This window comes from Streptomyces sp. NPDC001549, assembly GCF_042894025.1.
GTDB lineage: Bacteria > Actinomycetota > Actinomycetes > Streptomycetales > Streptomycetaceae > Streptomyces > Streptomyces kutzneri.
Map to the genome: position 1 here is coordinate 182,981 of NZ_JBIAVJ010000002.1, position 21,402 is coordinate 204,382.

At 73.3% G+C, this 21,402-nt stretch carries 18 protein-coding genes; 15 read left to right on the top strand and 3 right to left on the bottom strand.

Annotation, left to right across the window (positions count from 1 at the left end):
• The first annotated feature begins 144 nt into the window (after positions 1-144).
• The 13 genes from ACFY04_RS03710 to ACFY04_RS03770 all read left to right on the top strand — a co-directional run bounded on the left by ACFY04_RS03710 (position 145) and on the right by ACFY04_RS03770 (position 17,889).
• The gene (locus ACFY04_RS03710) at positions 145-1,374 is read left to right on the top strand and encodes an ROK family protein (protein WP_389114036.1); all 1,230 of its coding nucleotides are present in this window, start codon (positions 145-147) and stop codon (positions 1,372-1,374) included.
• 132 nt (positions 1,375-1,506) lie between these two features.
• Entirely contained in the window at positions 1,507-2,847 is a 1,341-nt protein-coding gene (locus ACFY04_RS03715; protein ID WP_389114037.1) for an ABC transporter substrate-binding protein, read from the top strand.
• Positions 2,848-2,851: 4 nt separating this feature from the next.
• Positions 2,852-3,796 (top strand): carbohydrate ABC transporter permease, encoded by a 945-nt coding sequence (locus ACFY04_RS03720; RefSeq protein WP_389114038.1) that lies wholly within the window; start codon positions 2,852-2,854, stop codon positions 3,794-3,796.
• On the top strand, positions 3,793-4,650 hold the full coding sequence (locus ACFY04_RS03725; RefSeq protein WP_389114039.1) for a carbohydrate ABC transporter permease: 858 nt from the start codon (positions 3,793-3,795) through the stop codon (positions 4,648-4,650). The genes ACFY04_RS03720 and ACFY04_RS03725 overlap by 4 nt, the downstream gene beginning before the upstream one ends.
• A gap of 5 nt (positions 4,651-4,655) precedes the next feature.
• Entirely contained in the window at positions 4,656-5,921 is a 1,266-nt protein-coding gene (locus ACFY04_RS03730; protein WP_389114040.1) for a 6-phospho-beta-glucosidase, read from the top strand.
• Positions 5,912-6,901: an N-acetylglucosamine kinase gene (locus ACFY04_RS03735; protein WP_389114041.1), complete on the top strand. Its 990-nt coding sequence runs from the start codon at positions 5,912-5,914 to the stop codon at positions 6,899-6,901. Before ACFY04_RS03730 ends, ACFY04_RS03735 begins: the two co-directional genes overlap by 10 nt.
• 207 nt (positions 6,902-7,108) lie before the next feature.
• A complete protein-coding gene (locus ACFY04_RS03740; RefSeq protein ID WP_389114042.1) occupies positions 7,109-8,518 on the top strand; it encodes a hypothetical protein in 1,410 nt (469 codons plus the stop codon).
• A 161-nt stretch (positions 8,519-8,679) separates the two neighbouring features.
• The gene (locus ACFY04_RS03745; RefSeq protein ID WP_373042097.1) at positions 8,680-9,630 is read left to right on the top strand and encodes a glutamate ABC transporter substrate-binding protein; all 951 of its coding nucleotides are present in this window, start codon (positions 8,680-8,682) and stop codon (positions 9,628-9,630) included.
• A gap of 107 nt (positions 9,631-9,737) precedes the next feature.
• Positions 9,738-11,027: a hypothetical protein gene (locus ACFY04_RS03750; RefSeq protein WP_389114043.1), complete on the top strand. Its 1,290-nt coding sequence runs from the start codon at positions 9,738-9,740 to the stop codon at positions 11,025-11,027.
• Positions 11,024-13,852 (top strand): tetratricopeptide repeat protein, encoded by a 2,829-nt coding sequence (locus ACFY04_RS03755; protein ID WP_389114044.1) that lies wholly within the window; start codon positions 11,024-11,026, stop codon positions 13,850-13,852. The genes ACFY04_RS03750 and ACFY04_RS03755 overlap by 4 nt, the downstream gene beginning before the upstream one ends.
• A 3-nt stretch (positions 13,853-13,855) precedes the next feature.
• Entirely contained in the window at positions 13,856-15,412 is a 1,557-nt protein-coding gene (locus tag ACFY04_RS03760; protein WP_389114045.1) for a protein phosphatase 2C domain-containing protein, read from the top strand.
• Between the two features lie 60 nt (positions 15,413-15,472).
• On the top strand, positions 15,473-16,807 hold the full coding sequence (locus ACFY04_RS03765) for a VWA domain-containing protein (RefSeq protein ID WP_389114046.1): 1,335 nt from the start codon (positions 15,473-15,475) through the stop codon (positions 16,805-16,807).
• A 47-nt stretch (positions 16,808-16,854) separates the two neighbouring features.
• Positions 16,855-17,889, top strand: a complete 1,035-nt coding sequence (locus tag ACFY04_RS03770) for an FHA domain-containing protein (RefSeq protein ID WP_389114280.1) — start codon at positions 16,855-16,857, stop codon at positions 17,887-17,889.
• 1 nt (position 17,890) lies between these two features.
• Here ACFY04_RS03770 and ACFY04_RS03775 read toward each other — a convergent pair whose 3' ends face one another.
• Positions 17,891-18,880, bottom strand: a complete 990-nt coding sequence (locus tag ACFY04_RS03775) for a methyltransferase domain-containing protein (protein ID WP_389114047.1) — start codon at positions 18,878-18,880, stop codon at positions 17,891-17,893.
• Positions 18,881-19,032: 152 nt separating this feature from the next.
• Between ACFY04_RS03775 and ACFY04_RS03780 the strand changes: the two genes are divergently transcribed.
• Both ACFY04_RS03780 and ACFY04_RS03785 read left to right on the top strand, forming a co-directional pair.
• Positions 19,033-19,437 carry a globin gene (locus ACFY04_RS03780; RefSeq protein ID WP_389114048.1) on the top strand — a complete coding sequence of 135 codons (405 nt, stop codon included), beginning with the start codon at positions 19,033-19,035 and terminating at the stop codon, positions 19,435-19,437.
• A gap of 356 nt (positions 19,438-19,793) precedes the next feature.
• Positions 19,794-20,138, top strand: a complete 345-nt coding sequence (locus ACFY04_RS03785) for a DUF1036 domain-containing protein (RefSeq protein WP_389114049.1) — start codon at positions 19,794-19,796, stop codon at positions 20,136-20,138.
• A gap of 71 nt (positions 20,139-20,209) precedes the next feature.
• Here ACFY04_RS03785 and ACFY04_RS03790 read toward each other — a convergent pair whose 3' ends face one another.
• On the bottom strand, positions 20,210-20,929 hold the full coding sequence (locus tag ACFY04_RS03790) for a hypothetical protein (RefSeq protein WP_389114050.1): 720 nt from the start codon (positions 20,927-20,929) through the stop codon (positions 20,210-20,212).
• Positions 20,926-21,402, bottom strand: a complete 477-nt coding sequence (locus ACFY04_RS03795) for a thioesterase family protein (protein WP_314244657.1) — start codon at positions 21,400-21,402, stop codon at positions 20,926-20,928. The genes ACFY04_RS03790 and ACFY04_RS03795 overlap by 4 nt, the downstream gene beginning before the upstream one ends.

Genomic DNA, 21,402 nt, shown 5'->3' on the forward strand with positions numbered 1-21,402 from the left:
GCACGTCGCACGAGTCCCGCTCGCCCCACTGCCCCGCAGGTCATCCGTGAAATGACACAGCCTGCGGGGCAGCGGCATTGACACACTTCAACAGGTGATAGGAAACTTACCTAACAGATCACCTCGGTGAGGGAGAGCCGCTCGATGCCCGCCGCCACGCCCGGAACGCCCAGCCTGTTGCGCGCCATGAACGACCGGGCCGCACTCGAACTCCTGCTGACGCACGGCCCGCTGTCCCGGACCCGCATCGGGCACCTGACCGGGCTGTCCAAGCCCACCGCCTCCCAACTGCTCGCCCGCCTCGAAGCGGTCGGGCTCGTCGTGGCCACCGGCACGGACGGAGGACGCCCCGGCCCCAGCGCCCAGCTCTACGCGATCAACCCGCGGGCCGCCCACGTCGGCGGTCTCGACGTCACCCCGGAGCGGGTGCTGGCGGCCGTCGCCGACCTCACCGGCACGGTGGTCGCCACCCACGAGGTCCCCTACACCGAGGGCGCGGAGGCCGTCGACCAGGTGACCAAGGCACTCGGCGGGGCCGTCGAGGCCGCCGGACTGCACCGCACCGACCTGCGCCGGGTGGTCATCGGCACACCGGGCGCCTTCGACCCCCAGACGGGCCGCCTGCGCTACGCCAGCCACCTCCCCGGCTGGCACTCCCCCACCCTCCTGGAGGAGCTGGCGGCGGCCCTGCCGATGCCCGTCGAGTACGAGAACGACGTCAACCTCGCCGCCGTCGCCGAACAGCGGCTCGGCGCCGCCCGCGGCCACGAGGACTTCGTCCTGCTGTGGAACGAGGAAGGCCTCGGCGCCGCACTGGTATTGGGCGGCCGGCTGCACCGCGGCTGGACCGGCGGCGCCGGCGAGGTGGGCTTCCTGCCCGTGCCGGGCCGGCCCCTGGTCCGGCAGGTCACCCGGGCCAACTCCGGCGGCTACCAGGAGCTGGCCGGTGTGGAGGGACTGCCCCGGCTCGCCGCGGAGCTGGGCGTGGAGCCTGCGGACGTCCCCGGTGCGCCCGAGGCCGTCGGCGCCCCGCACGGACCGGAGGTCGCCGCCGCCGTCGCCCTGCTCACGCGGGCCGCCGCCGCGCCCGAGGGGGCGCACCTGCGGTTCCTCCAGTCGTACGCCACCGCGCTGGCCACCGGTCTCGCCTCGGTCGTCGCCGTGCTGGACCCGGAGATCGTGGTCCTGTCCGGCGCGGCGATCAGTGCGGGCGGCGAGCCGCTGCGCGCTCTGCTGGAGGCCGAACTCGCCGAACTGGCCCCCTCCCGGCCCCGGCTGGTCCCCGGTGAGGTGCGGGAGCGGCCTGTCCTGCACGGCGCGCTGGAGAGCGCGCTGGCCGCCACCCGGGACGAAGTGTTCGACACCTCGGGCTGAACCGCCCGGCGCCCGCCGTCCGCACCCTCCCCCGCCACCCCGTACCCCCGCACCCCCGCACGCCCGCACACCCCACCGCCACCCCCACCGGCACCCCCCACGGAAGTTCCTCCCGAGAGAGCGAGCCCCGCCATGCCCAGAACCGGACGCCTGACCACCGCGACCGCCGTCCTCGCGGCGATATCCGCCCTCGCCACGGCCTGTACGGGCCAGGGCGCGGACACCGCCTCCGACGATCCCAAGGCGGACGTCACCCTCAACTTCTGGCACGGCTGGTCCGCGCCGAGCGAGGCCAAGGCGATCGAGGAGAACATCGCCCGGTTCGAGAAGGCGCACCCGAACATCAAGGTCCAGGTCACCGGCAACATGACCGACGACAAGATCAACCAGGCGCTGCGGGCGGGCGGGGACAAGGCCCCCGACGTGGTCTCCTCCTTCACCACCGACAGCGTCGGCAAGTTCTGCAACTCCCGCGCCTTCGCCGACCTGAACCCCTTCCTCGCGAAGTCCGGGATGGACAAGACGAAGGTCTTCCCCAAGACCCTGCTGGAGTACACACAGTTCGACGGCAACCAGTGCACGCTGCCGCTGCTGCACGACGCGTACGGCCTCGTCTACAACAAGACCGCCTTCGCGGCCGCCGGCATCACCGAACCCCCGAAGACCTGGAGCCAGTTCACCGAGGTCGCACAGAGGCTCACCAAGGCGGATTCGTCGGGCCACTCGTACGAGCAGGTCGGCCTGATGCCCACCTTCCACGGCTACGAGACCAAGCCGACGCGGCTCGCGGCGCAGTGGGGCGCCACGTACTTCGGCGCCGACGGCAAGTCCAACCTGGCCGGGGACCCGGCCTTCGCCAAGATGCTGACCGCGCAGAAGGACCTGGTGGACAAGCTCGGCGGCTACGAGAAGCTGGAGAGGTTCCGCAACACCTTCGGTGACGAGTGGAGCGCCGAGCACCCCTTCCACACCGGCCAGGTGGCCATGCAGATCGACGGCGAGTGGCGGGCCCCGATGGCGAAGGAGGCCGGCGTCGCCTTCGAGATCGGCACCGCCCCGCTGCCCGTCCCCGACGAGCAGGCCGCCGACTACGGCAAGGGCTACCTCTCCGGCACGATCATGGGCATCGCCTCCGGCAGCAAGAAGCAGAACGCCGCCTGGGAGCTGGTCAAGTACATGACCAGCGACACCGAGGCGGTCGTGGCCTTCGCCAACGCCATCCACAACGTGCCCTCCACCCTGGCCGCCCTGGAGTCCCCGAACCTGCAGGTGACCCCGGAGTTCAAGACCTTCCTCGACATCGCCCGGCACCCGAAGTCCAGCACCACCCCGGCCCGGGCCGACGGCGGCACCTACCAGCTGACCTTCGAGGACTTCGCGTACGGGGTCGAGAAGGGAGACGTGGCCGACATCCCGGCCGGTCTCGCCAGGACCGGCCAGCAGATCGACACGGACATCGCGAAGGCGAAGTAGCCCGATGACCGGCGCCCACCCCCTGCGGTCGAAGCGGCGGCGCTCCGCCCTGCGGACCGCGGCATTCCTGTCCCCCTGGCTGCTCGGCTTCGCCGTCTTCTTCGTCTACCCGCTGCTGTCCACCCTGTACTTCTCCTTCACCCGGTACGACGGCTTCCGCCGGCCCGCCTTCAACGGCCTGGACAACTGGAGCTACGTCTTCACGGACTATCCGCTCTTCTGGCCGGCGATGCGCAACACGCTGTGGCTGGTCCTGGTGATGGTGACCTGCCGGGTCGCCTTCGGCCTCGGCATCGGCCTGCTCATCACGAAGATCAAGACGGGGACCGGGATCTTCCGGACCCTGTTCTACCTGCCCTACCTGGCCCCGCCGGTCGCCGCGACCCTGGCCTTCGTCTTCCTGCTCAACCCCGGCACCGGACCCGTCAACACCCTGCTGGACACGGTGGGACTGCCCACCCCCGGCTGGTTCACCGACGCCGACTGGTCCAAGCCGGCCCTGACCGCCCTCGCCCTGTGGGGGGTCGGCGACCTGATGGTCATCTTCATGGCCGCGCTGCTCGACGTACCCAAGGAGCAGTACGAGGCCGCGGAGCTGGACGGGGCCGGCGCCTGGGCGCGGTTCCGGCACATCACCCTGCCCAACATCTCGCCGATCATCATGTTCGCCGTCGTCACCGGGGTCATCCAGGCCATGCAGTACTACGCCCAGCCGCTGGTGGCGGGGAAGGTCGCGGCCGGGGTGATCGGCGGCTCGGGCCAGCAGTTCGAGCCGGGCTACCCCGACAAGTCCACCCTGACGCTGCCCCAGCTCGTCTACAACCTCGGGTTCCAGCGCTTCGACTACGGCACCGCGTGTGTCGTCGCGCTCGTCCTGTTCGCCCTCTCCATGGCCTTCACCGCGCTCCTGATGCGGCGCCGTGGCGGTCTGATCGGAGCAGGTCGATGAGCAGCGCGCACACCGGCGGCCGGAGATCCTCCAAGGCCGTACTGCACTGGGTCGGGGTGCACTCGCTCGGCGTGGCCGCCGCCCTCTTCTTCGTCCTTCCCTTCGTCTTCCTCCTGCTCACCTCCCTGATGGGCGACCGGCAGGCGCTGACCCGCGACCTGTGGCCCGACACCTGGGAATGGGGCAACTACGCGAAGGTGTGGCACACCCCGGGCTTCCTGACCTGGTGGCGCAACACGCTCCTGTACGCCGGACTCGGCACCCTGTTGACCGTGGTCTCCTCCGTGCCCGTCGCGTACGCCCTCGCCAAGTTCCGCTTCCGCGGGCAGCGGCTCGCGCTGCTCCTCGTGATCGCCATGATGATGCTGCCGCCGCAGGTGGTGGTCATCCCCATGTACCTCTTCTGGGCCAAGCAGCTCGACCTGTCGGGCACCCTGTGGCCGCTGATCGTCCCGATGGCGTTCGGCGACGCCTTCTCCATCTTCCTGCTCCGCCAGTTCCTGCTGACCATCCCCGACGAGTACCTGGACGCGGCCCGCGTCGACGGCTGCGGCGAGGTGCGCACCCTGCTGCGGGTGGTCCTGCCGATGGCCCGGCCCGGAATCGCCGCCGTCGCGCTCTTCCAGTTCTTCTCCGCCTGGAACGACTACTTCGGCCCGCAGATCTACGCCTCCGACAACCCCGCCGCCTGGACCCTCAGTTACGGACTGGAGTCCTTCAAGGGGGCGCACCACACCAACTGGAACCTGACCATGGCCGCGACCGTACTGGTCATGGCACCGGTGATCGTCCTCTTCTTCTTCGCTCAGAAGGCGTTCGTCGAGGGAGTCACCCTGACCGGAGTGAAAGGCTGACGACGATGAAACTCGCAGTGGTGGGCGGCGGTTCCACCTACACCCCCGAACTGATCGACGGGTTCGCACGGCTGCGCGACACCCTGCCCGTCAGCGAGCTCGTGCTGATCGACCCGGCCGCCGAACGGCTGGAGCTGATCGGCGGCCTGGCCCGGCGGATCTTCGCCCGGCAGGGCCACCCGGGCCGCGTCACCACCACCACCGACCTCGATGCGGGCATCACCGGGGCCGACGCGGTCCTGCTCCAGCTGCGCGTCGGCGGACAGGCCGCCCGGCTGCAGGACGAGACTTGGCCGCTGGAGTGCGGCTGCGTCGGCCAGGAGACCACGGGCGCGGGCGGGCTCGCCAAGGCGCTGCGCACGGTCCCGGTGGTCCTCGACATCGCCGAGCGGGTCCGGCGGACCAACCCGGACGCGTGGATCATCGACTTCACCAACCCGGTCGGGATCGTCACCCGGGCCCTCCTGCAGGCCGGGCACAAGGCCGTCGGGCTGTGCAACGTCGCCATCGGCCTCCAGCGGAAGTTCGCGGCCCTGCTGGACCTGGCGCCGGCCGACATCCACCTGGACCACGTGGGCCTCAACCACCTCACCTGGGAGCTCGGCGTGCGCCGGGGCGGCCCGGACGGCGAGGACCTGCTGGAGACCCTGCTCGCCGCGCACGGCGAGGCCGTCGCCGGGGACCTGCGGCTGCCGCGGGCGGTGCTGGACCGGCTCGGTGTCGTGCCCTCGTACTACCTGCGCTACTTCTACGCCCACGACGAGGTCGTCCGGGAGCTCGGCACCAAGCCCTCACGGGCCGCCGAGGTCGCGGCGATGGAACGCGAACTGCTCGCCCTGTACGGGGATCCCGCGCTCGACGAGAAGCCGGCGCTGCTGGCGAAACGGGGCGGCGCCTTCTACTCCGAGGCCGCCGTGGACCTGGCCGCCTCCCTGCTGGGCGACGGCGGGCCGGCCGTGCAGGTGGTCAACACGTACAACAACGGCACGCTGCCCTTCCTGCCGGACGACGCGGTGATCGAGGTGCAGGCCCGCGTCGACGGATCCGGCCCCGTTCCGCTCGCGGTGCCCCGGCTGGACCCGCTGTTCTCCGGGCTGATCTCGCACGTGAGCGCGTACGAGGACCTCGCGCTGGACGCGGCTCTGCGCGGCGGGCGCGAGCGGGTCTTCAAGGCACTGCTGGCGCATCCGCTCATCGGGCAGTTCGACCTGGCCGAAGGGCTGACCGACCGGCTCCTCGCGCACAACAAGGAGCACCTGCCATGGGCGTGACCCTCCCCTCGGTGCTGGCGATCGACGCGGGCAACAGCAAGACGGACGTGGCGCTCCTCGCCCCGGACGGCTCGGTGCTGTGCTCCGGCCAGGCCGGGGGCTTCCAGCCGCCGCGCACGGGGGTGGCCGCGGCCGTCGACGTGCTGGCCGAGGCGATGGCCGACGCCGGGCTGCGCGCGGACCCGGCGGCCGGGCCGTGGGCCGAGCGGGTGTCGGCGTGCCTGGCCAACGCCGACTTCGCGGTGGAGGAGCGGGAGCTGGCGCGGGAGATCGAGCGCCGCGGCTGGGGCCGTGCGACGGCGGTGCACAACGACACCTTCGCGCTGCTGCGCTCCGGGCTGCCGACGGGCGCCGATCCGTGCGGGGTCGCGGTGGTGTGCGGGGCGGGCATCAACTGTGTCGGGATGGCCCCGGACGGGCGGACCGCGCGCTTCCCCGCGGTCGGGCGGATCTCCGGCGACTGGGGCGGCGGGGGCGGACTGGCCGAGGAGGCCCTGTGGTTCGCGGCCCGGGCCGAGGATGGGCGGGGCGGGCCGACGGAGCTGGCCCGGGCCCTGCCCGCCTACCTCGGCCACGCGTCGATGGCCTCGCTGATCGAGGCGATGCACCTGGGCCGGGTGCCGCAGGCGCGGCGGCACGAGCTGACACCGGTGCTGTTCGCGGTGGCGGCCGCCGGGGACCCGGTGGCGCTGTCGCTGGTACACCGGCAGGCGGACGAGGTGGTGGCCATGGCGTCGGTGGCGCTGGGTCGCCTGGGTCTGCTGGAGCAGGAGGTACCGGTGGTGCTGGGCGGCAGTGTGCTGGCGGCCGGACACCCGCAGCTCAACGACCGGATCGCGGCGGGCCTCGCCGAACGGGCCCCGCGCGCCCGGATCTCCGTGATCACGGCGCCGCCGGTGCTGGGTGCCGGGCTGCTGGGCCTGGACGCGCTCGGGTCCCCGCCCGAGGCATATGAAAAACTCCGTACCCATTTCGGGTGAACCCGCCCCGGAAGTCCTCCGGTCTGGAACCGTGGCGCCCATACGGACGTATTGACGGTGAAGGGGCGACGAAGGGGGCCCTCGGGGACGGATCGCCCTGGATCCAGCACCGGGTGCTGTGGTCGACCGGCACTACGGCCATACTGCTGCGCAGGGGGTACCTCCCAGCGTCGGCTGGAGGACGACAGGACCGAGGGGGAGGTCACGGTGGCGATCACATCACGCGCGCCCGCGCCCGGGGGCGGTGCTTCCGTGCCGTCCGCCGGGCCGACGGCGCCACCGCCCGACGGGCCGCCGGGGCGGGGCACCGCCTGGGCCGAGGGCGTGGAGCGGCTGCGCGAGGCGGCGACCACCGAGCCGGGCCGGCTGCGGATCATCGGCGCGGTACTGGCCGCCCTGATCGTGCTGTTCGGCACGGCGAGCGTCTGGGAGATCTCCGACCGGGCCGCGGCCGCCGACGACGTGGTGGGCCGCAGCCAGCCGCTGAGCGCGGAGGCGGCGAGCATCTACCGCTCCCTGGCGGATGCCGACACGACCTCCTCCAGCGGGTTCCTGCTGGGCGCCCAGGAGCCGCGCGAGGTCCGCCAGCGGTACGAGAAGGACATCGCCAACGCCTCCAAGCTGCTGGTGAGCGCGGCCGCCAACACCGAAGGCAACGAGGACTCCCGCCGGCAGATCACCGTGCTGAGCGAGCAGCTCCCGCGCTACACCGGCCTGATCGAGCAGGCCCGGGCCACCAACCGGCAGGGCCTGCCGCTGGGCGGCGCCTACCTCCGCTACGCCAACGAGCAGATGACCACCCAGCTGCTGCCCGCCGCCCAGCGGCTGTACGAGTCGGAGACCAAGCGGCTCTACACGGACCACGACGACGCCCGGTCCTGGCCGCTGGCCTCGATCGGTCTGGGCCTGCTCGCAGTCGCCGCCCTGGTCTGGGCGCAGCGGCGCAACTACCGGCACACGAACCGGGTCCTCAACCACGGACTGGTGGCCGCGACGGCCGCGTCGGTGGTGGTCCTGCTGTGGCTGACCGTGGGGCACACGGTGGCGCGGTCCTCGCTGAGCGAGGCCCGGGCGGACGGGCAGGAGTCGATGAAGGTGCTCAACGACGCGCGGATCGCCTCCCTGCAGGCGCGGGCCGGCGAGAACCTGACCCTGATCGCGCGGGGCGCCGTACTGGCCGAGGACAAGAAGTCCGACAAGTACGACGTGGACTTCACGAACAACATGAAGCAGCTGGACGCCGGACTGGCGACCGCGCTGCGGCTTGCCGACGACGCGGCCGGCCGGGACCCCGTCAGCCGGGCCGCGGACGGCGTGAAGCAGTGGAAGCAGCGGCACACGGCGGCCCGGGAGGCGGACTTGAAGGGGGACTACGAGGCCGCGCTGCCCCAGGTCGTCGGGGACCAGGAGCACAAGGAGAGCAGCGGCGCCGCCTTCGACACGGTGGACACCTCCCTGGAACAGGCCGTCGCACACGAGCAGCGGGAGTTCACCCGGGCCGCCCAGAACGGGCTCGGCGCGCTGGGCGGTCTGGTGACGGGGGCCGCGGCCCTGGTGGTCATCGGTGCGGCGGCGGCCCTGCTCGGCATCGGCCGCAGGCTTTCGGAGTACAGGTGAGCGCGATGCGGATACGGGCGAGGCGGGCCGCCGAAGGTCACGAGAGCCACGAGGGCCGGGAGAGCCGGGCGGGCCGGACCGGGCGGGCGGCGACCGCGGGCGCGGCCTCCGGCATCCGCCGCGCCGCGGGCCGGCTGCGCGGCTGGGGCGGGGTGAGCGCGATGGCCGTCGCCTGCGCGACGACCGCCGCCGTCGTGCTGCTGCCGCTGGCCCACGCGACGCCCGACACCGGCCGGCCGGTGGTCCGCCGGCCCGCGTCGATGGCGGCGGCCCCGGCCGCGCCCTGGGCCCTCACCGACACCTGCCAGGACCCCGAGGCCAGCCTGCGCCCCTCCGACGTGGACGGGGCGACCATCGCGCGGATCAAGGCGGCCGGCAAGCTCGTCGCCGGCGTGGACCAGAACAGCTTCCGCTGGGGCTACCGCAACCAGACCGCCGAGGGCAGCCGCCTGGACGGCTTCGACATCGACCTGGTCAAGGCCATCGCCAAGGACATCCTGGGCGACGAGAACGCGGTCATCTACCGGGCCATCCCCACCAGTCAGCGCATCCCCGCCCTCCAGGAGGGGCGCGTCGACATCGTCGTACGGACCATGACCATCAACTGCAAGCGGCTGGAGGACGTCGCCTTCTCGACGGCCTACTTCGAGGCCGGGCAGCAGGTGCTGGCGCCCAAGGGATCGCCGATCACCGGGTACGACCCCTCGCTGAAGGACCGGCGGATCTGTTTCGCGGCCGGTTCCACGGCGGAGGCGGCCCTGAAGGCCCAGTCGTACGGCTCCGTGCCGGTCACCGTCGCCAACCAGCTGGACTGCCTGGTCCGGCTGCAGCTCGGCGAGGTCGACGGCATCATCACGGACAACGCCCTCGCGGCCGGTCAGGCCGCCCAGGACCCGTCGGTGCAGCTGGTGGGCTCGCCCTTCACCCGCGAGTTCTACGGGGTGGCGATGAACAAGGACGCCTCGGACCTGGTCCGCCGGGTCAACAGGGTGCTGGAGAACTACCGCGCGGGCGGCGGTGACAGCCCGTGGATGAAGGCGTACCTCAAGCACCTGCAGCCCGTGCTGCCCGGCGTGACGGCGCCCCCCGCACCCAAGTACCGGGACGGCTGAGGCCCGTGACGGTTTCGGACACGGGACCGGGCACGGGGCAGGATACGAGGACGGACACGGAGGCGGCGGAAGCGGAGGCACAGCCGGTGGAGGTGGGGTCTGCAGTGATGGACCGGGACGACGTCGACCGCGCCCTGGCCCGGCTGGGCGCGGAGCACGAGGCCGTCGAGACCTCGCTGCTCGCCCTCCAGGACCACGCCGGGCGCCGGCTGCTGGAGGGCGCCGCGCTGAGCGGGACCACCAAGGAGCGGTGGACGGCCGCCGACGCGGACATCACCCGGCTGTGGACGTACTTCGACGCCTACAGCGGGGCCCTGACCGCCGCCCGGGAGGTACGGGAGCGGCGCCGCTGGCCGAACCGCGAGGACCTGATCGAGCTGACCGAGCGGCTGCGCGGGCCCGGAGTGCTGATCGCCGGGGCCGGCGCCGAGGGTGTCGCGCTGGCGGAGCGGCTCTCGCTCGCCGAGCTGGTGGCCCGGATGAACGGCCTGTACGCGCGCTCGCTCGACGTGGTGGTCGCCGCCGACGCCGTGTGGTCGGCGCTGCCCGCCCGGATCGACCTGCTCGCCGCCGAGCTGCACCGCACCCGCTCGCTGGCCCACTCGGTGGGCGTGCGGCCGGGCGAGCACCCCTCCGGCGACGACCTGGAGTACATCACCGCCGAGCTGACGGAGCTGCGCACCCAGGTGATCGCGGACCCGCTGGCCTTCTGGCTCCCGGCGACGGGCAGCTCGGCGCCCGGCGGCGGCCGTCCGGACACCGGGCGCTACGACCGGGCCGCGCTCGCGCTGGAGGACGTACGCCGCGAGATCGAGGCGGTGCTGGACGTACGGCAGGACGCCGAGCAGCGGCTGATCGCCCTGCGGGACGTGCTCTCGCGGGCCGACCGGACCCTGGCGGAGGCGCGGACCGCACGCGGCGAGGTGCTGGCGAAGATCGCCGCGTCCGAGGTGCCCGCGGTGAGCGGCCCGCCCACGGTGCTCCAGGAGCAGCTCGCGGCGGCGGCCGAGCACCGGCGCCAGGCGCGCTGGCACCGGCTCTCGCCGCTGCTGGAATCGCTGGAGGAGCGCGCCGAGGAGGAACTGCGGCGGGCCCGTGAATCGTTGACCGCGGTGACGGCGCCCCTGGCCGTACGGGCCGAGCTGCGCGGGCGGCTCGACGCGTACAAGGCGAAGGTGGCCCGCCACGGAATGGCGGAGGACCCCCTGCTGATCGAGCGGTACGACACCGCCCGGCGGATGCTGTGGAGCGCGCCCTGCGACCTGCGGGCCGCCGAACAGGCCGTCCTGCGCTACCAGCAGGCGACGGCGGAGTCGCTGATGCCGCCCCAGGACCGGCCCGACCCAGCACGACACCAGGAACAGCGGCCCGACGGGCCCGGGGAGGAGGACGCATGAGCCTGATCGGAACCGCCTGCGTTCGTCCCGGCTGCCCGGGGGCGTACGAGGACATGGGCGGCGGCGAGGTCTACTGCGACACGTGCGGGCTGGCGCCCATCGGCTCGGTCGCGGCGGGCGCGGACGAGCTGGTGTCGCCGCCGACGGGGATGACGAGCGCGGCCCGGGGCTCCCTGGGCTCCGGCGGGTCCCGTGGCTCGATGGGCTCGCAGGGCTCCCACGGCTCGGCGCGGTCCTCGGCCTCGGCACGGTCCTCCCGGTCCTCCTCCTCGCGCCGCTCGGTGTCCGGACGGCTGTCGCGCTCGGTGTCGGGGACGACGTCCACCCGTTCGGTGTCGGTGCGCAGTTCGGGCTCGGCGGCCTCGGGCCGCAGCCGGCTGGGTGCCGGGCTGGTCAACGTGCCGGAGGTGCCGCGTCCGAATCCCTCGACCGCGGTCCTGGAGAACCCGGAGGTGCCGGAGCGCAAGCGGTTCTGCTCGCGCTCGGACTGCGGGGCCCCGGTGGGCCGCTCCCGGGGCGACCGGCCGGGCCGGACGGAAGGGTTCTGCACCAAGTGCGGGCACCCGTACTCCTTCGTGCCCAAGCTGCGCTCCGGTGATGTGGTGCGCGGCCAGTACGAGGTGGCGGGCTGCCTCGCGCACGGCGGCCTCGGCTGGGTGTACCTGGCGGTGGACCGGGCGGTCGCGGACCGGTGGGTGGTGCTCAAGGGCCTGCTGGACACCGGGGACCAGGACGCGATGGAGGCCGCGATCTCGGAGCGGCGCTTCCTCGCGGAGATCGAGCACTCCAACATCGTGCGGATCTACAACTTCGTGGAGCACCTGGACCAGCGGACCGGTTCGCTGGACGGGTACATCGTCATGGAGTACGTCGGCGGCAAATCGCTGAAGGAGATCGCGAACGAGCGGCGCCGGCCGGACGGGCGGCGCGACCCGCTGCCGGTGGAGCAGGCGTGCGCCTACGGCATCGAGGCGCTGGAGGCGCTCGGCCACCTGCACAGCAGGAACCTCCTGTACTGCGACTTCAAGGTCGACAACGCGATCCAGCAGCAGGACCAGCTGAAGCTGATCGACATGGGCGCGGTACGGCGGATGGACGACGCCGAGTCGGCCATCTACGGCACGGTGGGCTACCAGGCTCCCGAGGTCGCGGAGCTGGGCCCCTCGGTCGCCTCCGACCTCTACACGGTGGCGCGGACGCTGGCCGTGCTGACCTTCGACTTCCAGGGCTACACCAATGTGTTCGTGGATTCGCTGCCGGATCCGGAGCACATCGAGGTGTTCCGGCGGTACGAGTCCTTCTACCGGCTGCTGGTCCGGGCCACCGATCCGGACCCGGGGCGGCGGTTCTCGTCGGCGCAGGAGATGGCGGACCAGCTGACGGGCGTGCTGCGGGAAGTGGTCGCCCTGCAGACGGGCCGGCCGCGGCCGCAGCTGTCGACCCTCTTCGGACCGGAACTTCGAGTTCCGGACACCCAGCTGTTCGCCGACGCGGCCGACACCGTCGTCTCCCGGCTGGGCCACCGGCCGATCGCCTCGCGGCGGGGCGGCAGACTGTTCGGGCTCGCCGGCCGCGGCCGGGCGGCGGCCGGAGCGCACGCGGCCGGTGGCACCGCCCTGCCCGGGGCGGCGGCCACCGGGGCGCTCGGCCCGCAGGGGCGCACACCCGTCGGCGGCACCCCGCCCGGCGGCACGCCCGTGTCCGGGGCGGCCGGCGGCGGTATGCCGGGTACGTGGGCACCCGCGACCGGCGGATCGGGCGCGGGCGTGACCGGGCTCGGGACCACCGCCACGCGGGTGACGGGCGTGCCGGGTCCGCGACCCGCGCCGCCCGCTGCGGTCCAGGGCGCGGGGGCCGCACCCGTACCCGTACTCCTGTCCCCGGAGCCGGCCTCCGCGAGAGCGACGGCCCTCGACGGGCGCGACACCGCGCTGGCCCTGCCCGTACCGCTGGTGGACGCGGCGGACCCGAACGCCGGTTTCCTGACGGGTCTGCTGGCCTCCGCGCCGGGCGACCTGCTGGGCGCCCTGAGCGCGGCGCCGGCCGATTCGGCCGAGTTGCGGCTGCGGGAGCTGCGGGCCCGCCTGGAGCTCGGCGAACTGCCCGAGGCCGGACACACTCTGGCGGATCTGGAGGCCCGGCATCCGGACGACTGGCGGGTGGTGTGGGCCCGTGGCATCGCCTCGCTGGCCACCGGTGACGACGAGATAGCGGCTCTGTCCTTCGACGCGATCTACGACGCCTTCCCGGGCGAGCCCGCGCCGAAGCTGGCGCTGGGACTGTGCGCGGAGGTGCTGGGCCAGCTGGACAACGCCGCCGAGTACTACCGGCTCGTGTGGATCACCGACCCGGGATTCGTGAGCGCGGCCTTCGGGCTGGCCCGCGTCCAGCTGGCCGCCGGGGACCGGGACGCGGCCGTGCGCACCCTGGAGTCCGTACCCGAGGCGTCCATCCACTACACCGCCGCGCGGGTGGCGGCCGTACGCGCACGTCTGCGCGACCGGTCCCCGCAGGAGCCGCTGCTGGCCGACCTGGCGGCCGCCGCGGACCAGGTGGAAGCCCTGCGGCGGTTCGGACTGGACCCGGAGCGGCAGGAGCGGCTGGCGACGGAGGTTCTGGGCTCGGCCCTGGACTGGGTACTGTCGGGTAGCCGGGGTTCCGACCCCGGTCGGACCTCGCTGCTCGGCAGTCAACTGGACGAGCGGGGCCTGCGCTTCGGACTGGAGCGCTCGTACCGCGTCCTCGCACGGCTGGCGCGGCGTGGCGAGGAGAGGATCGAACTGGTGGAGCGGGCAAACCGTTTCCGTCCCCGGACGTGGGTGTGAGTGATGTCGATGCATCGGCTGTCGGGCTGCCCCAGCTGCGCGGAACCCCTGGAGGAGGGTGACCGTTTCTGCGGCGTCTGCGGCCACGCCGTGAGCGCTCCTCCCCCGGCCGCCGTGGACCACCCGACCATCCCCATCCCACCAGCGCCGCCAGCCCGGTCGGCCGCCGCGGGCGGCACGGCGGGCGGTTACGGGAGTCCGGCCCCCGCTCAGGCTCCCGGCGTCCCGCATGCCGCCGCCGGGCCCGCCCCGGGCTGGGGCAGCGTGGCCGCGGCCGCGCCGACGCTGGTCGGCGACCCGGCCGCCTGGGTCACCGCCCCGGCGGAACCGGAGCCGGAGCCGGAACCGGAGCCGCGGCAGGGTCCGGCCGGGGTCACCTACGCGGCCTCGGGCCACGGGAACCCGTACGGCACCGGCACCCCGCCGGAAGGTACCCCGTGGGGCGCGGCCGAGCACCCGTACGGCGCGGCGGACGGCCCCGAGACCCGCCACGACCGGCCCGGCGGCGACCCCGGCACACCTGGGGAGGGGACGCCCTGGGGCACGGGCGAGGCCCCGTACGAGAATCCGCCCCATCCCGGCGGACCGGCCGGCGGACCGGCCGGCGGACCGGCCGGCGGACCGGCCGGCGGGAAGACCTGCGTCGCCTGCCGCGCCGGGCACGTCGACACCGACGGGTACTGCGAGCACTGCGGGCACGCGCAGCCCCGCGAGCGCGACCACATCGAGGAGGAGCTCGGGAGCGTCGCCGCCGTCACCGACCGGGGCCTGCGCCACCACCGCAACGAGGACTCGTTCGCCGTGTCGGCCACCGCCCTGCCCGACGGCTCCGCCGCCACCGTGGCCATCGTCTGCGACGGCGTCTCCTCCGCCAGCCGCCCCGACGAGGCGTCGGCCGCCGCGGCCGTCGCCGCCAACGAGGCACTGCTCGAAGCGCTCCCGCGCGGCGCCCACCCCCAGGAGGCCATGCACGAGGCGATCCTGGCCGCCGCCGAAGCGGTGAACGCCCTGGCCCCGGAGACCCCCGGCGCGCAGAACGCCCCCGCCTGCACCCTGGTCGGCGCCGTCGTGAGCGGCGGCCTGCTGACCATCGGCTGGGTGGGCGACAGCCGTGCCTACTGGGTCCCCGACGACCGCGCCGCCCTGCCCCGCCGCCTCACCGAGGACGACTCCTGGGCCGCCCAGATGGTCGCCGCCGGTCTGATGGGCGAGGCCGAGGCCTACGCGGACGTCCGCGCGCACGCCATCACCGGCTGGCTGGGGGCCGACGCGTACGACCTCGAACCGCACACCGCGATCTTCAAGCCCGACCACCCCGGGGTGGTGGTGGTCTGCACCGACGGACTGTGGAACTACGCGGAATCCGCGCGGGAGATGGCCCAGGTGGTACCCGCCGACGCCGCGACCCGCCCGCTGCACAGCGCCCAGGTACTGGTGGGGTACGCACTCGACGGCGGCGGCCACGACAACGTCACCGTGGCGGTCGTGCCGTTCGCCACGCACCCCGAGCAGGAACCGGGACCGGATGCGGAGCCGGGCCCGGCGGCAGGACCGGAATAGGAAGTGGAAGCGCGCCCGCAGGTCTGACCCGCCTGCCCGAGCCCCCTAGGAGTCCAACCGATGGCGAATTTCGCCAAGCCGAGTGCCCCGCGGTTCAGCGTGGAGGTGTACCAGAACGAGTTTCTCCCCGAGGGCGGACGGGACGTCCACGCGATCGTCACGGTGACCGCCACCGGCGGTGCCGCCGCCACGCGCACGCCGGTCGCCGACGGCACGGCGGCCGTGGTGCTCATGGTCGACTGCTCGGGGTCCATGGAGTACCCGCCGGAGAAGATGCGCGGCGCCCGTGAGGCCACGGCGGCCGCCGTCGACACCCTGCGCGACGGCACCGCCTTCGCCGTGATCGCCGGTACGCACGTGGCCAAGGAGGTCTACCCCGGCCAGGGGCGCCTCGCGGTCGCGGACGCGACCACCCGCGCCCAGGCCAAGGAGGCCCTGCGCGGGCTGAGCTCCGGCGGCGGCACCGCCATCGGCACCTGGCTGCGCCTCGCCGACGGCCTGCTGCGCGGCTCCACCGCCGCCATCCGGCACGGCGTCCTGCTCACCGACGGCCGCAACGAGCACGAGGAGCCGGCCGTGCTCCGCGCCACCCTCGACGCCTGCGCGGGCCGCTTCACCTGCGACGCCCGCGGGGTGGGCACCGACTGGGACGTCAAGGAGGTCACCGGGATCGCGAACGCGCTGCTCGGCTCCGCCGACATCGTGGCCGACCCGGCCCATCTCGCCGAGGACTTCACGCGCATGATGGAGAACGTCATGGGCAAGGAGGTCGCGGACGTCGCGCTGCGCCTGTGGACCCCGGTCGGCGTGGAGATCCAGTACGTCAAGCAGGTGGCTCCCGTCCTCCAGGACCTGACCGACCGCCGCACCGAGGCGGGCCCGCGCGCCGGCGACTACCCGACCGGGTCGTGGGGCGACGAGTCCCGCGAGTACCACGTGTGCGTCCGCGTCCCGACGGCCACCGTGGGCCAGGAGATGCTCGCCGCCCGCGCCACGCTCGTGCTGCCGGCCACGGCGGGCGGGCCGGACGAGAAACCGACCGTCCTGGCCCAGGGCCTGGTGCGCGCGGTGTGGACGGACGATCTGGCGGCGTCCACCGCCATCAACGCGCAGGTCGCCCACTACACCGGACAGGCGGAGCTGGCAGAGGCTATCCAGCAAGGTTTGGAAGCCCGCAAAATGGGCGATGTCGGTGGTGCCACGGCCAAGCTGGGGCGTGCGGTACAGCTGGCGAGTTCCTCCGGAAACGCCGACACAGCGCGACTCCTGGCGAAGGTGGTGGATGTGGTGGACGCGGTGGCGGGTACTGTGCGGCTGAAAGCGAAGGTTGCCGATGCCGACGAGATGACTCTTGACACGCGTTCGACGCAGACCGTCCGAGTGAAGAAGACCTGAGAAGACCTGACGTGATGACGCAGGGAGAAGAAGGGGGAAGCGCCGCCATGCCGACCTGCCCGAACGGGCACCAGTCCGCGTCCGACGACTGGTGCGAGGTCTGCGGCCACCGCATGGCTGCCTCCCAGGGCCCGCCCCCGGTGCCGTCCTACGGCTACGGCTTCCCCCCGACCGCCAGTGAACCGACCGCCCAGGCCGAGCTCTGCCCGCAGTGCCGGACCCCGCGCGAGGCCATGGCCCCGTTCTGCGAGGAATGCCGCTACAACTTCCTCACCCGTACGCCGACTGCGTACGCCCCGCCGGCCCCGGAACCGGGACCCCAGGCGACGGGTGCCGGCGTCGGTGGCGGTGCCGGAGGCCGCGGTACGCCTCCGCCGCCCGTGCCCGCTCCCGGGACCTACGCCCAGGACCACTTCGAATACCAGGGCTCGCGGCCGTCCCGGGTCAACCGGCCGGCCGAGCCGCTGCAGCGCGAGGACGACTGGCTGCTGCCGCCGCCCGCGCACGAGTCGCCGCTGGAGTACCAGCGGGCCCCGCAGCCCCAGTACCAGCAGCAGCCCCCGCCGCAGCAACAGCGGGAGTACCAGCAGGAGTACCAGCAGCAGGGACCGCCGCCCCAGCAGCAGTACCAGCAGCAGCCTCCGCCGCAGCACCAGCCCTTCCCGCCCCAGGGCGGGGGCGCCTGGAGCGCGACGATCGCGCCCGACCGCTCGTACTTCATGGCGATGATGCAGCGCAGCGGCCCCGAGGCCGCCGGGCTGAACCTGCCCGCCTACTCCCCGGAGCAGCACCTTCCGCTGTCCGGCGGCCAGATCACCATCGGCCGCCGCCGCGCCTCCACGGGCGAGTCCCCCGACATCGACCTGTCGGTGCCCCCGGAGGACCCGGGCGTCTCCCACCAGCACGCGGTGCTCGTCCAGCAGCCCGACCTCAGCTGGGCGGTGGTGGACCAGAACTCCACCAACGGCACCACGATCAACGGCGGCGAGGAGCCGATCCAGCCCTACGTCCCGGTCCCCCTCGCCGACGGCGACCGGGTCCACGTGGGCGCCTGGACGACGATCACGATCCGCCGCGGCTGATTCACCCCTCCCCCAGGGGCCACACGTACGGCCCCTGGGGATCGTCGAGCCACGACCACTGGCCCTCGGTGCTGACCGAGACCCCGAAGCGCTCCCGGGCCGGGCGGCCCTCGCGGCGCCACAGGTCCAGCGCCTCGCGGGGGTGCAGTACGCCCGCGGTCAGCACGAGCATGAACTGGAAGCGCTCGTTCTCCACCAGCTCGTACGGGAGCCCGTACTCCGTACCGGCCGGGTAGGGCGGTGGGGCGGCCGTGGCACCGCGCAGCGGGACGAAGTACGCCGAGGTGTGCAGGAAGTTGCCTTCGGCGAAGCCGGCGTCCTGGACGGTCAGCGCGATCAGGCCGGTCGACAGCGGCGCCAGGATCCGTGCCCCGGGCCGGCACTGGCCGAGCCAGGCGTGCGGGATCAGCGGCAGCGTGCAGGTCACGATGATCCGGTCGAACGGGGCCCGGGCGGGGCAGCCGCGCGCCCCGTCCCCGGTGACCACCACCGGGTGGTAGCCGAGCTCGGCCAGGTGCGCCCGCGCGGACTCGGTGATCTCCTCGTCCAGGTCCACGGTGGTGACGTGCTCCTCGCCGAGCCGGTGGCAGAGCAGGGCCGCGTTGTAGCCGGTGCCCGCGCCGATCTCCAGGACGTCGTCGCCGTCGCGCACGTCCAGGGCGGCCAGCATCTTCGCCATCAGGGACGGCTGGCTGCTGGAGGAGACCTGCAGGCCGTCGCGCATCCGCGTGGCCAGCGGGGTGTCGACGTAGACCCCGCGCAGCCAGCGGGCCCGGCGTTCGGGGTCGGGGTCCTGCGCCCAGAGCCGCTCGTGGCCGGCGCCGCGGCCGGTCCAGAAGTAGGGGACGAACACGTGCCGGGGCACGGCGGCGAAGGCCGCCCGCCAGCGCGGGTCCTCCAGCACGCCGGCGGCGGTCAGCTCCCGCACCTGGGCGGCGTGCGCGGTCTCCCGCAGGTCCCGTGTCTCGGTGTGCGCGGTGTGTGCGGCCATGCCTCCACTGTCCTGCGCCGGGCCGCCGGGTGCGAACGCGAGGGGGCACGGGGGTCTTGAGGGGGCTGAGGGGCTTGAGGGGGCCTGCGAGGGCTTCGGGGGATGGTCCTAGGACCTCGGTCCTGGATCCGGGCGTCTGAGACGATGGTCGGGTGAATGAGATTCCGCGGGGCACGCTTCAGGAGCAGACCTTCTACGAGCAGGTGGGCGGCGAGGACACCTTCCGCCGCCTCGTCCGGCGCTTCTACCAGGGGGTCGCGGAGGACCCGCTGCTGCGCCCGATGTACCCGGAGGAGGACCTGGGCCCCGCCGAGGAGCGGTTCGCGCTGTTCCTGATGCAGTACTGGGGTGGTCCGACCACCTACAGCCAGCACCGCGGCCACCCGCGCCTGCGGATGCGGCACGCGCCGTTCCAGGTGGACGCGGCCGCCCACGACGCGTGGCTGACGCACATGCGGGTCGCGCTGGACGAGCTGGGTCTGGCGCCGGAGCACGAGGCGCAGCTGTGGAAGTACCTGACGTACGCCGCCGCGTCGATGATCAACACGGCCGGCTAGAGCACGAGCCCGGCCTGATCGGCAAGACACCCCCCCTGGGGCCCGTACGGGGCAAGAGTGCGCTCTTCGCGATACACGGCTCTCCTGCCGGGAACCTCTCCTGCGCACCAACCAACCCACGGAGAGCAGGAGACTCATGTCCCACGACACTACCGACGGTGCGGATCCGACTACCGATGCGGACGAAGAGGCACTGGAACGCGTGCTCACCTCGGGCCGGCCTGCTGCCGGCTCCGGCCAGGCACAAGCGGTGAGCACGAGCGCATCGAGTCCCAGTCTGGGGCCGGCGACCCCGGTCCGGTCCGACGGCAGCCCGGCCGCCCGCAGGCAGCCGGAATCCGAGTAGGAGGCGCGTCATGTCATTGAGGCTCCAGAACAACTACCACACGGAAATCTGGACGATGGTCGAGTGGCACCAGCCCAACTGCTCCGACGGCAGCAGCTGGGTGAAGAAGGGCTGGTGGAGGATCGGCCCCGGGCAGAGCTCCACGGTCTTCGGCGGCGACGTCAACTTCAACCCGATCTGGTACTGCTACGCCTACGCGCCCGACGGCGCCGAATGGCGGGACCGCTATCAGGAGGTGGTCCCGCACCGCGCCTTCGAGTGGTGCTCGAACACCTCGGACTCGACCTCGCGGACGATCCTCATGAACGAGTTCGTCGTGAGCCGCCCGAACCACGTCCACAGCTTCAACGGGTAGTCCCGGATCAATCAGCCCCGGCGGAGGCGCGAGCTGGTGCTGTGACCGGAAAGGTTCACCGGGTCACAGCACTAGACCGGCCGGACCTGGAGGGCGCCCAGGCCGCCGGTGACGCCGGGGCGGCGCATGGCGACGGATCCGTACGGGGTGCGCAGCCGCAGCCAGGTCCCGGCGGCGAGCAGCGCCACGGGGTCGGAGGCGGGGGCGCCGGGCAGGGGGGCGGGGGCGGGCACGGCGGCCCGTACCGGCCGTAGGAAGCCCAGGGACTGCGCGGCGTGCACGGCGCGCAGCGGGAGCTCGGTGTCGCCCAGGGTGCGGGACCAGATCTCGCGGCCGATGCGGTCGCGCTCGGACCGGGTCCGGTGCTGCACGGGCAGGGCCTCGTCCCGGGCCCGGAACTCGGCGACGGCGGCGGCCACGGCCGCTCCCATCGCCTCGGGGCCGGGCAGCCCCGGAACCTGCCGCCAGCCGCCGCGGGGCGGAAGCACGCCGGCCCAGGGCGGTCCGGTGACCGGCCCGGGCACGGTGGCCTCGGCCGAGGCCTCGTCCACGGACTCCAGCAGCTCACCCGCGGACACCGTCAGGTCCAGCGGCATCGCGACGGGTGCGGCGAGCCGCACCGTGCGGATGGCCAGGATGTCGAAGGACGGCGGCCGTCCGAAGACGGCGAGCGCGCCGCCGCCCGCCTGGAGGCGTACGGCGGCGGCGCGGTCGTAGTGCACCAGCCGGCCCAGGAAGGCGGCGAGGTCCGCCGCCTCCCCGGAATCGGCGAAGCGCAGCTGGTCGTTCATGCCGCGAGGGGCCCTTCCCGGCCGGTGCCGGACTCGGACCCGGTCGCGGGTTCGTCGAGGTACTCCTCGAGGAAGTGCCTCTCCTCGGCCGTGATGCGGCGGGGCCGCCCCGCGGCGAGGTTGTAGGGCACGACCACGGTCTCGGCGCGTACGTAGACCGTCTCGGGCGCGTCCTCGGTCGCCTCGTCCTTGACCTCGTAGCGGATGGTCAGGGACGCGGCGCCTATCCGGGTCACCCAGGACTCGATGAGGACCGGCTCGTGGCGGTGCACGAGGGGCAGCTTGTAGTCGATCTCGTGACGGGCCACGACGGACCCGCCCGTGAAGGACTCACTGCCCTCCCCCGGCGCGAGGCGGAACATGAAGTCGATCCGCGCCTCCTCCAGATAGCGGAGGAAGACGACGTTGTTGACGTGCCCGAAGGCATCCATGTCCGCCCAGCGCAGGGGGCACCGGTAGTGGTGTCTGGCCAT

Coding starts and splice junctions, on each gene's coding strand:
- ACFY04_RS03710 (WP_389114036.1), top strand. CDS start 145: ATGCCCGCCGCCACGCCCGGAACGCCCAGCCTGTTGCGCGCCATGAAC.
- ACFY04_RS03715 (WP_389114037.1), top strand. CDS start 1,507: ATGCCCAGAACCGGACGCCTGACCACCGCGACCGCCGTCCTCGCGGCG.
- ACFY04_RS03720 (WP_389114038.1), top strand. CDS start 2,852: ATGACCGGCGCCCACCCCCTGCGGTCGAAGCGGCGGCGCTCCGCCCTG.
- ACFY04_RS03725 (WP_389114039.1), top strand. CDS start 3,793: ATGAGCAGCGCGCACACCGGCGGCCGGAGATCCTCCAAGGCCGTACTG.
- ACFY04_RS03730 (WP_389114040.1), top strand. CDS start 4,656: ATGAAACTCGCAGTGGTGGGCGGCGGTTCCACCTACACCCCCGAACTG.
- ACFY04_RS03735 (WP_389114041.1), top strand. CDS start 5,912: ATGGGCGTGACCCTCCCCTCGGTGCTGGCGATCGACGCGGGCAACAGC.
- ACFY04_RS03745 (WP_373042097.1), top strand. CDS start 8,680: ATGGCCGTCGCCTGCGCGACGACCGCCGCCGTCGTGCTGCTGCCGCTG.
- ACFY04_RS03750 (WP_389114043.1), top strand. CDS start 9,738: ATGGACCGGGACGACGTCGACCGCGCCCTGGCCCGGCTGGGCGCGGAG.
- ACFY04_RS03755 (WP_389114044.1), top strand. CDS start 11,024: ATGAGCCTGATCGGAACCGCCTGCGTTCGTCCCGGCTGCCCGGGGGCG.
- ACFY04_RS03760 (WP_389114045.1), top strand. CDS start 13,856: ATGTCGATGCATCGGCTGTCGGGCTGCCCCAGCTGCGCGGAACCCCTG.
- ACFY04_RS03765 (WP_389114046.1), top strand. CDS start 15,473: ATGGCGAATTTCGCCAAGCCGAGTGCCCCGCGGTTCAGCGTGGAGGTG.
- ACFY04_RS03770 (WP_389114280.1), top strand. CDS start 16,855: ATGCCGACCTGCCCGAACGGGCACCAGTCCGCGTCCGACGACTGGTGC.
- ACFY04_RS03775 (WP_389114047.1), bottom strand. CDS start 18,880: ATGGCCGCACACACCGCGCACACCGAGACACGGGACCTGCGGGAGACC.
- ACFY04_RS03785 (WP_389114049.1), top strand. CDS start 19,794: ATGTCATTGAGGCTCCAGAACAACTACCACACGGAAATCTGGACGATG.
- ACFY04_RS03790 (WP_389114050.1), bottom strand. CDS start 20,929: ATGAACGACCAGCTGCGCTTCGCCGATTCCGGGGAGGCGGCGGACCTC.
- ACFY04_RS03795 (WP_314244657.1), bottom strand. CDS start 21,402: ATGGCCAGACACCACTACCGGTGCCCCCTGCGCTGGGCGGACATGGAT.